Annotated in this window: 15 protein-coding genes; 8 read left to right on the top strand and 7 right to left on the bottom strand. The window is 40.1% G+C overall.

The window, feature by feature from the left end; translation table 11 throughout:
- Nucleotides 1-150 precede the first annotated feature (150 nt).
- Both FNZ24_RS17645 and ylqF read left to right on the top strand, forming a co-directional pair.
- Complete coding sequence (locus FNZ24_RS17645; protein ID WP_153916152.1) at nt 151-990, top strand: isopenicillin N synthase family dioxygenase; 840 nt, start codon at nt 151-153, stop codon at nt 988-990.
- A 119-nt stretch (nt 991-1,109) separates the two neighbouring features.
- Complete coding sequence (gene ylqF / locus FNZ24_RS17640) at nt 1,110-2,054, top strand: ribosome biogenesis GTPase YlqF (RefSeq protein WP_153916151.1); 945 nt, start codon at nt 1,110-1,112, stop codon at nt 2,052-2,054.
- Nucleotides 2,055-2,264: 210 nt separating this feature from the next.
- Here the strand turns inward: ylqF and FNZ24_RS17635 are convergent, their stop codons facing one another.
- Together FNZ24_RS17635 and FNZ24_RS17630 are read right to left on the bottom strand one after the other, a co-directional pair.
- Nucleotides 2,265-2,780 (bottom strand): low molecular weight protein-tyrosine-phosphatase, encoded by a 516-nt coding sequence (locus tag FNZ24_RS17635; RefSeq protein ID WP_228768538.1) that lies wholly within the window; start codon nt 2,778-2,780, stop codon nt 2,265-2,267.
- Between the two features lie 100 nt (nt 2,781-2,880).
- Complete coding sequence (locus FNZ24_RS17630) at nt 2,881-3,717, bottom strand: DNA ligase (protein ID WP_153916150.1); 837 nt, start codon at nt 3,715-3,717, stop codon at nt 2,881-2,883.
- A 168-nt stretch (nt 3,718-3,885) separates the two neighbouring features.
- Between FNZ24_RS17630 and FNZ24_RS17625 the strand changes: the two genes are divergently transcribed.
- Nucleotides 3,886-4,260, top strand: coding sequence for a diacylglycerol kinase (locus FNZ24_RS17625; protein ID WP_153916149.1), 375 nt, complete (start codon nt 3,886-3,888; stop codon nt 4,258-4,260).
- A 61-nt stretch (nt 4,261-4,321) separates the two neighbouring features.
- Here the strand turns inward: FNZ24_RS17625 and FNZ24_RS17620 are convergent, their stop codons facing one another.
- Nucleotides 4,322-5,173, bottom strand: coding sequence for a LysR family transcriptional regulator (locus tag FNZ24_RS17620; protein ID WP_153916148.1), 852 nt, complete (start codon nt 5,171-5,173; stop codon nt 4,322-4,324).
- A 538-nt stretch (nt 5,174-5,711) separates the two neighbouring features.
- Here FNZ24_RS17620 and FNZ24_RS17615 point away from each other — a divergent pair.
- On the top strand, nt 5,712-6,599 hold the full coding sequence (locus FNZ24_RS17615) for a hypothetical protein (RefSeq protein WP_153916147.1): 888 nt from the start codon (nt 5,712-5,714) through the stop codon (nt 6,597-6,599).
- A 143-nt stretch (nt 6,600-6,742) separates the two neighbouring features.
- Nucleotides 6,743-7,768: a GGDEF domain-containing protein gene (locus tag FNZ24_RS17610; RefSeq protein WP_153916146.1), complete on the top strand. Its 1,026-nt coding sequence runs from the start codon at nt 6,743-6,745 to the stop codon at nt 7,766-7,768.
- 3 nt (nt 7,769-7,771) lie between these two features.
- Here the strand turns inward: FNZ24_RS17610 and FNZ24_RS17605 are convergent, their stop codons facing one another.
- The 3 genes from FNZ24_RS17605 to pdsO form a co-directional block, all read right to left on the bottom strand.
- The gene (locus FNZ24_RS17605) at nt 7,772-8,383 is read right to left on the bottom strand and encodes a class GN sortase (protein WP_267463736.1); all 612 of its coding nucleotides are present in this window, start codon (nt 8,381-8,383) and stop codon (nt 7,772-7,774) included.
- A gap of 83 nt (nt 8,384-8,466) precedes the next feature.
- Complete coding sequence (locus tag FNZ24_RS17600) at nt 8,467-10,941, bottom strand: marine proteobacterial sortase target protein (RefSeq protein WP_153916144.1); 2,475 nt, start codon at nt 10,939-10,941, stop codon at nt 8,467-8,469.
- Between the two features lie 150 nt (nt 10,942-11,091).
- A complete protein-coding gene (pdsO, locus tag FNZ24_RS17595) occupies nt 11,092-11,889 on the bottom strand; it encodes a sortase-associated OmpA-like protein PdsO (protein ID WP_153916143.1) in 798 nt (265 codons plus the stop codon).
- A gap of 225 nt (nt 11,890-12,114) precedes the next feature.
- Between pdsO and pdsR the strand changes: the two genes are divergently transcribed.
- The 3 genes from pdsR (at nt 12,115) to FNZ24_RS17580 (ending at nt 16,265) form a co-directional block, all read left to right on the top strand.
- Nucleotides 12,115-12,807 carry a proteobacterial dedicated sortase system response regulator gene (pdsR, locus tag FNZ24_RS17590; protein ID WP_153916142.1) on the top strand — a complete coding sequence of 231 codons (693 nt, stop codon included), beginning with the start codon at nt 12,115-12,117 and terminating at the stop codon, nt 12,805-12,807.
- The gene (gene pdsS / locus FNZ24_RS17585) at nt 12,807-14,972 is read left to right on the top strand and encodes a proteobacterial dedicated sortase system histidine kinase (protein WP_153916141.1); all 2,166 of its coding nucleotides are present in this window, start codon (nt 12,807-12,809) and stop codon (nt 14,970-14,972) included. Before pdsR ends, pdsS begins: the two co-directional genes overlap by 1 nt.
- Before the next feature lie 99 nt (nt 14,973-15,071).
- The gene (locus tag FNZ24_RS17580) at nt 15,072-16,265 is read left to right on the top strand and encodes a cystathionine beta-lyase (RefSeq protein ID WP_153916140.1); all 1,194 of its coding nucleotides are present in this window, start codon (nt 15,072-15,074) and stop codon (nt 16,263-16,265) included.
- Nucleotides 16,266-16,355: 90 nt separating this feature from the next.
- Here FNZ24_RS17580 and FNZ24_RS17575 read toward each other — a convergent pair.
- Nucleotides 16,356-16,642 (bottom strand): PH domain-containing protein (locus tag FNZ24_RS17575; RefSeq protein ID WP_153916139.1); only part of this gene is annotated, 287 nt, incomplete at its 5' end.

Below are 16,642 nucleotides of genomic sequence, written 5' to 3'. Positions count from 1 at the left end.
TACTGTAAAGCAAAATTTTGACAGATGGCAGTATGCCCAATAAAGATCACTATTTCGACTTATAAGACCTGTTTTTAGGTCAAAAAATTGCGACAAAGTGTGACGGAGGTTAAAATTAACTTGGGTCAAATAAAACAATAAGTAGAAAATATGAAATTAGAAACAATTGATTACCGCTCAGAAGGTTGTGCAAAGCAATTTGTTGAGTCATTAAGAGAAACCGGATTTGGCGTGTTGTCAAACCATCCAATCAGTAAAGAACTGGTCGAAACCATCTATAAAGAATGGTACGAGTTCTTCCAATCTGAGCAGAAAAATGATTTTTTATTCAAACCAGAAACCCAAGATGGCTTCTTCCCTGCCTCGATTTCTGAAACGGCCAAAGGCCATAGCGTAAAAGATATCAAAGAATATTTTCACGTTTATCCTTGGGGACGCATTCCTGAATCATTAAAAGAGAATATTCTTGCTTATTACAAGCACGCAAATGATTTAGCAGCTGAGCTTTTGGGTTGGATTGAGCAATACGCTCCTGCTGATGTCGCTGCAAAATTTTCAATTCCGCTACCAGCGATGATTGCTGAAAGCGAAAAAACCTTACTTCGTGTACTTCATTACCCACCTATGGCGGGTGATGAAGAGCTCGGCGCCATTCGCGCAGCAGCCCATGAAGACATAAACTTAATCACAGTTTTACCTGCAGCAAACGAGCCTGGGCTTCAAGTTCAAACTAAGGATGATAGCTGGATTGATGTGCCCAGTGACTTTGGTAACATCATTATCAATATCGGTGACATGCTGCAAGAAGCTTCTGGTGGTTATTATCCATCAACCTCCCACAGAGTCATTAATCCAGAAGGAACGGATAAAACCAAATCACGTATTTCATTGCCATTATTTTTACATCCAAACCCTGAAGTTGTGTTATCTGAGCGCTATACTGCAGATAGCTATTTAATGGAAAGATTACGTGAGCTTGGTGTTATTTAAGTTCTAATGTTAATCCAACAAGTTAAAAGCGCCAATTGGCGCTTTTTTTTATCATTTAGCGGCATAACAAGGTAGAATATGCCCCCTTTGTTGGAAGTGGTTTTAAAAAAGGCAAACACATGGCAATTCAATGGTACCCAGGACACATGCACAAAGCTCGAAAAGAGATTGAAGAGGCAATGCCTCAAGTCGATCTTGTTATCGAAGTATTAGATGCACGTATACCCTTTAGTAGTGAAAACCCTATGGTTTCGACCTTAAGGGGCGATAAGCCATGTATTAAACTCCTCAACAAATCTGACTTAGCCGATCCTAAAATTACTGCTCGTTGGATTGAATACCTAGAACGCGAACAAGGTGTTAAAGCCACAGCAATCACGACATTGCAACCTGGACAAGTTAAAAGTATTCCAGATATTTGCCGCAAGCTAGTGCCTTCACGAGACAAATTAGAAAAAGACATTCGTACCATGATCATGGGTATTCCGAATGTAGGTAAATCTACCATTATTAATGCCCTTGCTGGGCGCACCATTGCTAAAACGGGTAATGAACCAGCAGTCACTAAACGTCAGCAACGCATTAATTTAAAAAACGGTATTGTACTGTCTGACACCCCAGGTATTTTGTGGCCGAAAGTAGATAATGAAGCCAGTAGTTACCGCTTAGCGGTGACTGGTGCAATTAAAGATACCGCAATGGAATATGAAGATGTGGCAATGTTTGCTGCAGAATATTTCTTGCACGCATATCCTGAAGAGATTTGTGAGCGTTACAAGCTTAAATCGCTACCAGAAACCGATATCGAATTACTAGAAGAAATCGGCCGTAAACGCGGTGCATTAAGACCTGGAGGCCGTATTGATTTACATAAAGCATCGGAATTACTTCTCCACGAATTCCGTTCTGGTAAAACGGGGTTACTCACTTTAGAAACACCTGAAATGGCTGAAGTAGAGAAAGCTGAAGTGGCACGGATAATGGCAGAAAAAGAAGCAATTAAACAACAGAAACTTGAGCAAGAAAGATTAAAGCGCTCTGGTAAACGTCATCAGAATGATTAAGCTCAAACTAAAGAGTTTGAATTAATAAATCTTATACATAAAAGGCTTATCATTGGATAAGCCTTTTTAATATCTGCTGGATTTTACATTTTAACAAGAGACGTTTTATAACAGATGGTTACAAGGGTTTTTAATAAAAAGCCACTCTTATAAAGCAGCTTGATTTAAATCATCTGTTTAACAGCTTTAGTGTTAAGTATAAAACGAGCGCTAATGTTTAATTTGTTGTGCCAAACTCCCTAAGCTAGCGTCAAGCAAATCTAACACCACTTCAAATCCATTCTCTCCGCCATAATAAGGGTCAGGTACTTCTGTCACTCCCCCAACCTCATCATTAGCAAAGGATAAAATGAGCTTTATCTTGTGTTGATAATTAGCGGGGCAACAAATAAGCAAATCTTCAAGGTTACTGTTATCTGCAGCAAGAATTAAATCAAAATGCTTAAAGTCCTCATCGGTTACTTTCCTTGCCTGCATACCAGAAAAATCTAAACCTCTGGCTTCACCCGCTTTAATTGAGCGAGGGTCTGGCGAGTTACCTTGATGATATGCGGCTGTTCCTGCTGAATCGATAACAAGCTTAAGCTTTAATGCTTGGGCTTTTTCTCGAAACACGGCTTCTGCACTTGGCGAGCGGCAGATATTACCAAGGCAAACAAATAGCACTGATTTGACTTGGCTCAAATCAAGCTGTTTAGGTTGATTGCGATCAATGCTCGTATTCAATGTAGCGTCCTATTATATATTTTCAGAATCGATTGATTATTTTATGCACATATAAACTCAAAGCTTAAGGGTACTGTTTACCGGCTAGCTCATTTTAGCTTTATTCAGATCTTACTCTTAAAAAATGGGCAAAACGCGGAATACCATTTTTAGTAAACCCTAAATATTGATAGGTTACCACAGCGCCTATCTTAGGTGGATTAGCCCTTTCATAATCACTAAAGCCACTGCCAATTTTAAACCGTTTACCATCTGGCATTTCTACAGTGATAGCGCCCATTAAACCAGAAAACTTTCCTTTACCTTCTGTATGCTCAATGACTATCGCTTCAGCATCGTATCTTGGTTTTAACTTAACAATATCTCGACTTCGGCCCACTTTATATAATGCAGTTTTCTTGTGCAGCATCAAACCTTCACCATTTATTGCTATCACTCTATCAAGCTCTTGGTACAGCAGTTCCTGAGTTGTAAACTCTTGCTGGGTTATCACATGCATGTGTTTTGAATTAGCAGCAATAGTTTTCATCTGCTTAACCCGCTCACTAAATGGGCCACTGTGTTCAGGTAAGTCAAATATCATGAATTTAACGTCGCGCCACAACACACTATCAGGTTTCTGACTTCGTGCTAAAGCTGAAATTGACTCAAAATCATTGCGCTGTATCCATAACTCCCCATCAATTTTAATAGGCGGAAAGTCCGCAACGAACCAATCAGGTATCGCAATGTTTCTGCCAGAACGCGACAGCATATGACTGCTATTCCAATAGCCTCTCACGCCATCAAGTTTTTCACTGACTAAATAGTCTTTTATGTCTAGTTGATTTTGATAACGAGTGGCTAATTGAATTGGCGGTTTTTCTGCTGCGACAAGCTGCAGTGGAAATAAAAAATAGATGAACAGAAATATAATAGACAGTAAATATCTTTGCATAGTAGCATCCTTGCTAATAACATTCGTAAAATCAGATGATGTTGATCAGCAGAGCATTATTGCCAATTCATTTATTTGCTGATGCTTTATCATAGTCAAGTTAGTGAGTTTTGCGCCCCTAACAAGCTTAAATTTGGGCGGGATTAAATAATTTTATAAGGAACTTCAATGAAGCCAGTGAATAATCATGGAATCAAACGCGTTATTCGTGCAACTGGATTTTCAATTCAAGGACTCACAAGTGCTTGGAAAAATGAAGCGGCCTTTAGACAAGAGCTGATCATTGCAGTTGTATTGCTTCCTATCGCAATATTCGCCAATGTCAGTTTTGTAGAATCAATATTAATGGTTATGACGCTGTTTATTGTGCTCATCACTGAGCTATTAAACTCGGCCATTGAAGCAGTCGTCGATCGTATCAGTGATGAAATTCACCCCTTAAGTGGCCAAGCTAAAGATGTTGCATCAGCCGCAGTTTTTTTAAGCTTAGCTTTATGCGCCACGACTTGGGGCGCGATTTTACTCAAAGCTTACGTTTTATAGTAGCTTAGGTTTATGGAAGCTTACGTTTAAAGATAGAAGTCCGCCATTTTGAATACTGTGCTTACCGATATATTTGGTGAGTTAACAATATTAACGCCTGTTCTATTTCTTCAATCCGTTCACTTTTAGCCCAATGCGCCGCGTAAATGTGTCTGCGCATAGGGTTAACTCCTGCAACAACAAACAATTGCCCTTCCTCAATCTTTTTCGCAACCATGGATTCAGGTAAGAAAGCACAACCACCATTTTTGATAATAAATTCATAAGCAATCTGAGCAGAGCTAGTATGTAACACAGGCATAGGTAAACGGGTTAATTCCTGCGCATGCATAATATTAAATGCTGTCCCCCAATCGACCTTTATATAAGGGGTTTGCTCAAGGTCTTCGAGTAATTGGTCTGGTTGGTTCGATACTAGTATCAGATTAACCCGGTTCAACTTAGTGATTTCAATATCATCAATTCTTAAAGGATCAAAACTTAATGCAATATCTAGTGTTCTTTCTGATAACTGTTTCGACATGACTGCAGTTGTCACGACATCAGTTCTTAGCGAGACATCTTGTAAGCCTGAGCATAAAGGTTGGATGAAATTATTCAGATAGCTGTCCCAAACATTATGGCCAATACCTAATGTGAGTTGAACGGATTGACTACTTGATAAAGATACATCTTGTTTAGCTCGTTCAACGGCGGTAAGCACTGCATTTGCATGTTCTAACATACGTTCACCAGCAGGTGTAGGTTGGATGTTATTTCTTTCACGATCAAATAATGAGACACCTAACAGTGTTTCCAACTGTTTAACTCTAAAGCTCACTGCACTGCGTGTTAGAAATAAATTATCTGCAGCCTTTCCAAAATGCCGAGTACGATAAACTTCTAAAAATGTTTTTAATAAATCAGTATCCATTTGGGATTTATACTCAACAGTAATTATTCGCAGTGATTTTAATAACGCTTTATAGCAAAATTATTGCAATGAGTATTTAGCCAAAATTAAGATTTCCAACGCAAGTATCACTCGTTGCAACATCAATATTTTGACAAATACAAACACTGTTAAAACTTTTAACATTCTGTCAAAAAAATGACTGAAAAACAGTTTAAAATAAGCGCATAAGTTTAATTGTCTTATAAATAAACATTCAGTTTTCATCAATAAAAACATAAATGACTACAGCGCTACAACTAGCCAGACTCCACAACAAAGTCTATTTAATACAGCAGCTTAAGAAATTAAAACTAAAGTTGCATCTAAACATTAATATTCCCCTTACGAGCAAACATTGATCTAGGATCAGTTTATGCAATATTTACACTAACAAAACCTTCACATTTAGTTACATAATGCTAGTATTACTACACAAAAAGATATATCCCTGATTATCCAATAAAAATAATAAGCACAGTTGGCTCACCAAAGAGTACAAATTAAGTGCGGAGATAAAATGTTTAAGCGTGCCTCTTTAGGATTTTTAGCTGTGGTTTGTACGACAGGCCATGTTAAAGCTGACGAATACAAATTTACCCTTGGTGCATTTTACGCTAGCTCAGATTCAACCATGCTAGTGAAGAGTGCTAAAGATACGGGTAATTATTATTTGCTCGATTTTGAAGATGACTTGCTGTTAACCGAAGAGCAATTCCTGCCTTTTTTCGAATTCCAATATAGCTTCAATGAACGTCACCACATTTATGTCGATTGGAAGTCATTACACCGTACTGCCGATACCCCACAGTTAGGTTTTGATATCGAAATCCCTGAGTTTGGGGATGATGATCAAAGCTATGTCATTGACGGTACTTCTAAATTATCGACCACTTTAAATATAGATATTTTAAGACTTGGGTATGGCTACGATATTTGGGAAGGCAATGATTACACTGTAGGCGGCTCAATTGGTTTGCATACTATGTTTGTAGAAACCATATTTGAAGGCGACATTAGCCTCTGTGGCGCAACTAGCGAGCCAAATAGCTTGTGTGATACCGTGTCATTTACGCCTAGAGTTGTTGATAACGCTTTAACAGCACCTTTACCAAATGTTGGTTTATTCGGGATGTACGAGTTTTATCCAGGTTGGCAGTTCAGTGCTCATGCACAATATTTCGCGATTAAGTATGACAATTTTAAAGGTTCATTAGTCGATATTCGAGCAGGCGTTAGTGCCATGATCTGTGAAAACTTTCACTTAACTTTGGCGTATAATTATTACGATGTTGACGTTGATATTGAACGTTCTCGCAGTTTGTTGGATAAAGAATTTAGAACCTTAGACTACAATATCAACTACAGTTTCACAGGCCCCATGTTCGCCGTTTCATACTCATTTTAAAGTTTTAAATGCACCTTATAATAGGTGCTTTTTTATGAGAAAATCTTTAATTAATAAGCTACTTTTGAATATCATCACTCATCTATATTTAACTCATTAAATTTTGATAGTCGATTGTGGCCTCTACATATTTGAGGGATTAAATGTCAAATGACCTACTAAAAACTGCCGCTTTGAATTTAAAAAAAGCCGTTCCCTTAATGCTCAAACACAGTATTCCAACCACGCCAACCAATTATGCGCTTTGGTATACTTATGTTGCTGAATCTAATCCTAAACTTAATCTTGCCTTAGACACTGCCATTTCTCAAAATCAGCAATATTCTCCAGTATCTAGCGAGTTGCTTTACCGAGAACATATCTCTGATCCTGTAGAGCTAGATGTACGCTCTATGAGGCAAAATCTTGATGCTATGGTATGTGAATTATCTCAATCCTTAAAAGATACCAATCATGACACCAGTAATTTTCAATCTAAAATTGAGAAAGAATTCAGTAAACTAAGTGAACTTGAAAATAAAGGCTTTACACTTGAGCAAGTCATTAAGGTCGTAAGAAGTATTGTCAATGAGTCTAGTAATATTCACTCAAGCACTGTTAGTTTTACCCAGCAACTAGATAAAGCACAAACGGAAATATCTGCGCTTAAGCAACGTCTTGCAGAAACCGAAAAGGATGTGTTATTTGATGCCTTAACTGAGGCGCTCAATCGTCGCGCATTTAATGAAGATATCAACGCACTTGTAAGTCAGTCTCCTAAAGGCTGTTGTATGATCCTTGCTGATATCGACCATTTTAAGCAATTTAACGACACCTATGGCCACCAGCTTGGGGATTTAGTCCTTAAGGTTGTCGCTAAACGGTTACAAGAATCTTGTCGAGACGGTGTAAAACTTTACCGTTTTGGTGGAGAAGAGTTTGCCATTTTGCTTCCTAACAGCAAACAACGAATTGCGAGGCAGTTAGCTGAAGCAATGCGCCGTTCGATTGAAAAACTCAGCGTTAAAGACCGTCGCAGCGAAACCCGTATCGATAATATCACTGCTTCATTCGGCGTCAGTGAGTGGAAAGAAAAACAAACAACCAGTCAGCTTATAGAAACCACTGACAAGTTGTTATATGAAGCTAAACGCTTAGGCCGTAATAGAGTCATGCCAATTTCTAACTAAGGTTCATATCAACCTATGACCGCTATTGACTTTCTTGGCGGTCACCACATAACGATATTCGCTATTGGCAGATAAGTCCTCAAACGGATAACAAGTAATTAGCGTTAACTGGTTATCCGTGGTCATATCCAATATTTCGGTTTGTGATTCGTGCACAATATTGATATGAGTGATTAAGTAGTTTTGTTGCAACCCATAGGAGGTTTCTAGCTCAACGATATCTCCTTTTTTAACTTTTTGTAGCGGCAAAAAATGAGTATCACGATGCCCTGCAATAATGGTATTACCCTGTTCACCTACGCCTGCGCCACTGAGGATTAAACTCGGACCAAAAGCTAAGTTTCTTCCTGAGGCTCCAGCTAACACATACATAGGTTGACCTATGGGATATAAATCAGTTTCCTTATCGGCATATAGCTTTAATTTACCCACTGGATGAGTATCTGCCCAGCTCCAGGGCTTATGCGGTAATTGGTCTTTTAGTGTTTTACTCCACGCTTGCTCAATAAGGTATTGAGCAAAGTTCGCTTTAATTTGCATATATGCTCCCTGTGATAAAAAGCTCACTCCGATAAGTGCAACACAAGATGGAAGAATCCATTTATAAAATGTCATTGAGCCTCCGGTTTCCATATCTTTTATATTTAGTTTTTAAACTTCACTTCTTGTACTTACCTTCCAGTATTTTGATTTTTACTTTACCGCTTAGGCAGAATTAGTCGCTGACCAGGTAAGTAACCTTTAATCCAGAGCCCGTGTAGCAAAGCAACCATCAATAAACTCAACCCTATTAAGATATGTAATCGACTAGATGTTGCTGTTTGTGGTAACACGCCTTTAGGGCTTTTCCAACCTGCTGGTAAATGTCTTTTTACCTGCATATTGTGATTAAACTCGGCCATTGGGTTTACTGGGGTTTTATCGACTGCCACTAAACTGGTCTGGGAGGTAACCAAGTGATACTTCATCCCTAATGCTTCCACTTGCGACTTAACTCGCTGCAAATTAGCTCTGGTTTGAGTCGCCTCAATGGCATTAATCTGCGCATTCGCCCAAATTAAATCTAAGCCAGCCACCTTTCTAGGCGCCTGTCGATTAATTCTGTGTTGCCAATACTGCCCTTGGGTATAACCTGAAACGACCAAGTCTTGCTGGTTATAAGCTGGAGACTTAAAGCTCACTAGCAATGGCTCATCTTGATACAAGTCAGGTATTTGAGCTGGCCAATAATCTGGTAATGTCCCATCTTGATAAGTAATTTTAATATCTGTGCTCACAGGTTTTTCTATTTTCGCTAGCAGCTGAGATATTTTGCTTTTAACTTCAGCAGTATTTCCAATATAGGTATATGTCCCGCGGCCAAACATAGCTGCACGCTCCATAAAATATGAATTAGGCGCTGAACCAATCCCTACGGTGAATAACCTGCTATCGCCTAATTCAGCTTCAATTTGCTGAAACAAACCATGCTCATTACTCACTGCACCATCAGTGATAAAAATAACTTGCCTTAACATTGAAGCTGAAACATTTCCCCCTTCATTTCCACTAGCGCTGTCAGATGTTTGATTGAGCAAAGATGCAGATAGCGCCTTACCTATCTCAGTACCACCATTAGCATCTAATTTTCTAACAAATTGATTTGCTTTACCTATATTGCTACTTGAACCCGTTAAAGAGGTTGCAGATAACTGGCTCACCGAACTATTAAACTCAATAACATTGAATTTATCCTGGCTTGTTAAACCCGCCAGCGCATATAACATGGCTTGTTTAGCTTGCTCTAGTGAGCCACCTGACATCGAACCCGATGTGTCAATCACGAGTATCAACTCTCTTGGAACATGTGTACTCATTGAACTTACAACTGCAGCTTGAGTATCAGTACTCCCCCTTGAGTTAGTTACCTCCCTTGAATTAGTTAGCTCCTTTGAATTAGTTACAGAAGGCGGAGTAAGCATGACTAAACCGTATTGGCTTTCATTACTCACATTTCTTCTATGGCTGTCTTTGACCTCAGCTGTATTTGCCCGATTTACCTTGTTTGAGTTAACAAGAGTTGAAGGTGAATGTGTTTGACCCACTTGAGTAAAAACAGCTGTCATTGGTTCTGAGCTATTACCTGCTGTATTTTCAGCTCGCCAAGTTAATACAAAATCTTTGTCAGCTTTTTCTTGGTTAACAAAGTTAATTTGCCACTTATCTGCAGCACCTGTTGTTGTCACTTGGTGATAAGGACTATCAATACTGGCCACATTAAAACCTGCATCTAACTCAATTGAGAGACTGACCATGAGCGAACTTGAAGGTGACTCGCTATTGGTTGGGTTTTCCATATTAAAAAGCTCATGTGAAAAACTGAGTAACGATGTCGGCAGCACGGGGGATAAAGACTCATATGATAAATAAGATGTTTCTGACTGCATTAACTGACCACTATCTTGAGAAGCTGACATTGCTTGTGCCGGTGCGTACCTTGGGTTAATGGTCATCGGGAAACGCAGATTAAATTCACCGTCTTTGTAAACCAGCTTTTCTTGGTAGCTAATTTCCACAGTTAAGGTTTCATTCGGGCCTAAGTTAGCAATATCCGTGGTAAAGATGTTGGTGCGTTGCTGGGAAATCAAGCTTGCTCTTTTACCTTGTTTCTTCGCTTTCTCAAATGTCGCTTTAGCCTGTTTTTTAGGTTGAATATCCCCTTCAATCACCCGTTCACCAACGATTAGCCGCATTTGGTCTACTGCGCCATTATGAGACAAAGGAAAAATATACTGGCCATTAATCCACTGGGAAGTTTCATTGGTAAACGTCTGCTTAACACTGACTCTATTAGTCCAACCCGAAACCTTCATTTGCACATCGGTCTTTAACGGTAAGCTCTCAAATTGCTGACCATTTTGCTGAAAACGCAAAATGCCTTGTGTCACTTGTGATTGATTACCTTCACTGTCAGCTCGCTCAATCAACCGACTACTATTAGATGCCATGGCGTGCACTGGAAACAGCACATTCAAAATCATCAATGCGAGCAATATTAACCCTGAACAGGCATAAGCCGCTGCAGAATAAATTCGACGTAAGCGATTTATTTTATTTAACTCAAAGCAATGCTGCTTTGTTTGTCGTTGACTCGTTGGCATATCTCTCACCTGATAACTCGTTAACCTTGTCATTATTTTCTCTCCATGAATTCAGCCTTCCCCCTCGTTTAAGCCATGCCTATCAATCCGTTATGATTCAGAGTTGATTAAGGATTGAATCAATATTGATTCTCTTTTGAAAAATCATGGCTTTACGAAGGTAGAAGCTGTAATTAAGGTAAATTAGTTAGCAGCGAGCGCTTCACCGACTGGCATTATTTTTAACGTTACGCGACGGTCAAAGAAGTCATTTTCAAAACTCTGTTCAGTATGTAAAGGAGCTGAAGCACCAAATGCTTGCGCATGTAGTCGCTCAGAAGACACCCCTTGACTGACCAAGTAGCTTGTCACTTCGATAAGACGCTGCTCAGAAAGAGCTTGGTTAAATGAACTGTCGCCACGGCGATCAGCGTAACCCGTTAAGTCCAACATCAGTTCTGGTGAAAGTGCCATTAGGTAAGCCACATCATCGAGTTGTTGCTCAAAGTGAGGTTCGATAGTTGAAGATCCCGTTTTAAATTGCACGTTAAGGCCAATAGCTAACTCTTGTAATTGTTGCTGCTGAGCTTCTCTTAAATCTGTTAGTTGCGACTGAACCAATAAAAATTCATCGGTCACATCAGCTAAGGATTGTTGCTTTTCGTGTAACGCCGTTAGTTCTGATGTTTGTAACTCAATCGATTCTTGCTGCTGAGCGAGTAAGACTTTTTGAGTTTGGATCTCTGAGTCATCCCCAACTGTTTTACCAATTAACGTTCCTGCAAATGCTCCAATAATAGCGCCAACAGGGCCGCCAACCACCGCGCCTAATACAGCGCCAGAAGTTAAGCCGACAAGCTCTTCTGTGTGCTCACGCTCATCGGTTTGTTCTGTTTGCAATTGACTATCTTCAAGCATTTCGACCACTTCATCATTTGCCACTGACACATTTGAGATAAATAAACTGCTAATAACGGCTGCTGCGATAAGTTGCTTTTTCATGGTGTTTTCCTTTTGAGTTCAATAAATGTATTTAGTAAATGAGTTAATAAACTGTGTGTCTCATTCGATGTAGCTATTAAACACAATAGAAATGGCAACCAAGGGGCACAAAAATGGCAATGTAGGGATGAAATGTGGCAACAATATGGCAATTGCTTTGTGGCAATTTTTTTGGATTAAAAATCATGTATAGTCAGCCATATAAGCCATGAGAAAACCGTATACATGAAAAGAATTGCCATCGTTGAAGATGAAGTTGCTATCAGAGAGAACTATAAAGAATTGCTACAACAGCAAGGTTATAATGTGCAAGGTTATGCTAATCGACCAGCAGCGATGTTGGCCTTTAATGCGCGACTGCCCGATTTAGCTATTATTGATATCGGCTTAGAAAATGAAATCGACGGCGGTTTTACCTTATGCCAATCGCTGCGCTCAATGTCTAGCAGCTTACCGATTATCTTTTTAACCGCACGTGACAGCGATTTTGATACGGTATGTGGCCTGCGTTTAGGGGCTGATGATTATTTATCCAAAGATGTCAGTTTCCCCCACCTTATTGCTCGTATTGCAGCGTTATTTAGACGCTCAGAATTAATTGGCGCAGCTACAGTTGAAGACAATCTTATCGAACATGGCGCGTTAACAATTGATGGTAATCGTATTCAAGTATATTGGAATCAATTACCTATAGAATTAACAGTGACAGAGTTTTGGATGGTCCATGCCATGGCGAAACATCCAGGGCACGTTAGGAGCCGCCAAGACTTAATGCAAGAAGCAAAAATATTTGTTGATGACAGTACGATTACTTCACATGTAAAACGTATTCGTAAAAAGTTTATTAGCGCAGATAAAGACTTTAACTGTATTGATACTGTGTATGGCATGGGGTATCGCTGGGACAGTGTCAGCTAATGTTTAATATCCCCATTGGCCTACGTGCCAAAGTTGTTATTTTGTCATTATTCCTCTTATGCTTGCCTTGGCTGGGTTATGAGTATGTGTGGGAAATGGAAAAATACCTTCGTCACGGCCAAGAAAAAACCTTAGAAGGCACTACGCAAGCGTTAGCAACCGCATTACATGAACGGCCAAAACTGTTTAACCATCAAGCCAGCTTTTTAAGCCAAGTTGAGAAAGGCCGAGACTTATATGCATACCCATTATCTGGTCCAATTCAATTAGACGGCAAACTCGTCGACTGGCAACAGTATCAACATCGCATGCTCAATTACTCCAGTGAGCATGTGATATTTAATCGCAACGAAAATCAACCAGTAGATATTCACTTTACCCATATGGTTGGTAAGTATGCTGGCTATTTATATGGATTTTTTAAAGTACACGACAAACAATTGGTCTATCGCAGCAAGAACAGCCTTCGTGTTGATAAAAATGATCACTTGGTCATTGCGACACAATCCCCTGATGGGCAATTTAGGCGCTACATTGTAGCTAACACACAAGATGGTTGGTTAAGTGCTTTTGAGCTGCCGCAAGACCCAGCTCAGTCGATGCCCGTGACCCCAGAAATTCGTATTCAAGGTCAGTGGTTAGCAACTGAAAACGGCTACAATATCGAGTTCAGAATGCCACTTTCTATGGTGGGCAGTAAACTCGGCTTCGCCATATATAACGTAGATGACATTAAGACCCGAACGGTTAATACCATTATAGGCACTTCGGCAATTGATTCAGTAGCTCATTTAGGTACGGTGTTAGTGCCCTCGCCTGAAATTGAAAATATCATTAAAGGCATGAGCCATAACAGCTCACGTATTTGGGTTGTCGATAACCACGGTCGAGTATTGGCAAAATCAGGTGATATTCGAGCCAGCAATAATGTCTGGTCATCAAGTTTGAATGAAACAGAAACGCGCAGCGCCTGGAGTCAATTTAAAAGCGATCATTTATTACCGCTTTACTATAAAATTTTGACTAAACCGCCGCAGGATTTTGTTGATTCGCTGCAAGACTCAACTGAGCTTAGCGGCAGTCATATCCAACAAGCTTTAAACGGTAAGCGTGGTTCGACATGGCGTCTAACGCCAGACAACAAAGCAGTGGTATTAGCTGCAGCCAGCCCAATTTGGATTGATGATAAAGTCATGGGCGCCGTCATTGCCGAAGAAACTACCCATGGTATTCGTACGTTACGTAACCGCGCTTTAGAAAAGCTATTTAATGTGATCCTAACGATTATGAGTATGGGAACGCTGGCGTTGTTTATTTTCGCATCCAGTATATCCAGCCGAATTCGTAAACTGCGCGATCAATCAGAGCAAGCAATCGATAGCCAAGGCAGAGTCAGGCAGCAAATTGTTCCATCTAAAACCCGTGACGAAATTGGTGATTTATCCAGAAGTTTTGCCAGTATTGTTGGCAGGCTTGGGCAATATACTCATTATTTAGAAAACATGTCATCACGATTATCCCATGAGCTGCGAACCCCAGTAGCAGTGGTGCGTTCATCACTTGAGCATTTAAGCTTACAGCCACTTGAACCTGCCAGCGAAAAATATGTCGCTCGCGCTCAAGAAGGAGTGAGTCGTTTACACCTTATTTTAAATAATCTCAGTGAAGCTACTCGCTTAGAAGCCAGTTTATCCCATGTGGAACAAAGTGATTTTTCACTGCAACAAGTTGTCAGTGGCTGTATGCAAGGCTACCAGTACACTTATCCAGATAATGAGTTTGCAGTTCAAATTGATGACCACGCTATGTCGATGCACGGCGTGCCTGAATACATTGCCCAGCTCATGGACAAACTGATAAACAATGCCATTGAATTCAGTACAGAAGATCCTATTGAAGTGTCGCTTAAGCGCTCAGGGAAAATCGCTAAGTTAAGCATCAAAAATCGAGGCCCATTACTGCCACAAGATATGAGCGAGCAAATTTTTGAATCCATGGTGTCCATTAGGCCCCAAGGTGTGCAGGCAAAACCCCATTTGGGTTTAGGTTTATATATCGCAAGGCTAATTACTGAACTTCATCAAGGAAAAATTAGCGCTCAAAACCTACAAGATAATTCAGGAGTTGAATTCAGTTTAGAATTTCCAATAACAGAATCAAAATAGCCATTTTTATCACCTTACCGCTTTATTATGGCCGTATAGATGGTAGGATGGCTAAAACAAGTCAACTAACATCACCTTGTATAGGTTGGGAATGGATTTATGAGTCATCAACAAGACAAACTCGCCACACAAATTGTCAGTGTGGGTAGAGAAAAAAAATACTCAAAAGGTATTATCAACCCGCCAGTTTATCGAGCATCAACCGTGGTATTCGACACCATGGATGACATGCGTTTTGCCATTAAAAACAAAACCAATGGTGAAATGTTTTATGGCCGTCGTGGCACCCCTACTCATTTTTCATTTCAACAAGCCATCAGCGAATTAGAAGGTGGGGCTGGAACGGCCTTGTACCCATCTGGCGCTGGAGCTATAAGTGGTGCCTTGCTTTCATTTTTGAAAAGTGGCGATCACTTACTGATGGTCGACAGTGCCTACGAACCAACCCGAGATTTATGCAATAAATTACTTGCAGGTTTTGGGATTGAAACCACCTATTACGATCCATTAATTGGTGAAGGCATTAAAGATTTAATTCAACCAAACACTAAAGTGTTATTTTTAGAGTCTCCAGGTTCAATCACCATGGAAATTCAAGATGTACCCACGCTCAGCCGCATTGCCCATGAACACGATATGGTAGTCATGCTAGACAATACTTGGGCATCGCCGATTAACTCACGACCTTTTGATATGGGTGTTGATATCTCCATTCAAGCGGCAACCAAATACATAGTGGGTCATTCTGATGTGATGATGGGTACAGCAACAGCTAATGAGGCTCATTGGGAGCAATTGCGTGAAAACAGTTACATCATGGGTCAAACGACCTCGCCAGATGATGTATACCTTGCGGCGCGAGGCTTACGTACGTTAGGTGTGCGTATGGCACAACATGATAAGAATGCGCTTAAAGTCGCCAACTGGTTAGCGACTCGACCAGAAGTGGATCACTTACGTCATCCAGCCTTTGAAACCTGCCCTGGACACGAGTTTTATCAACGTGACTTTAGTGGTGGTAATGGGCTGTTTTCATTTGTATTAAAGCAAGGAAATTTAGCCTCAGTGACGGCATTTGTAGAAAACATGCGCCACTTTAAAATGGGCTTTTCATGGGGTGGGTACGAAAGCCTTATCCTTGGAGTATTTGGTATAGATAGACTGCGCACTGCAACACAATGGGATACCAGTAAGCCTTTAATAAGACTCCATATCGGTTTAGAAGACCCGGATGATCTCATTGCTGATTTAACCTCAGCATTTGAGCGCTTCAATGACGTTATTGAAAAATAATACTTAGGTAATTTTCAGTTGTAAAAAAGGGCTTTCTCATTAAGAAAGCCCTTTTTTCAAGTCGTTATTATTTAACACTCGTTAAAATAATTAATTCGCATTGACGATAGATTGCAGCACTTTACGTAACTCGTCACTGTTGGCTTTAGAAAGCCCAATAATGACACTCGGTTTTTGACCTCGAGTTTCAATTTCTACCTTGTCCCAAATGATGCCACTGCGATAATTAAAACCAGCAATCTTATTCCAAGGCACTTCATCAGTGTTATTCCACAGCCTAAACACACCTGGTGTATTGATAGTGATTTTATCTTCATCGGTGATGATTTCCTGGGGCAGAAATCGAAATCTAAATAGCAAAGAGGCCAACACTTCAG

Origin of the sequence: Shewanella sp. TC10 (assembly GCF_009663145.1) — a bacterium.
Classification (GTDB): domain Bacteria; phylum Pseudomonadota; class Gammaproteobacteria; order Enterobacterales; family Shewanellaceae; genus Shewanella.
Note: the sequence above shows the minus strand (reverse complement) of the source record. Positions and strands in the feature narration are given on the sequence as shown.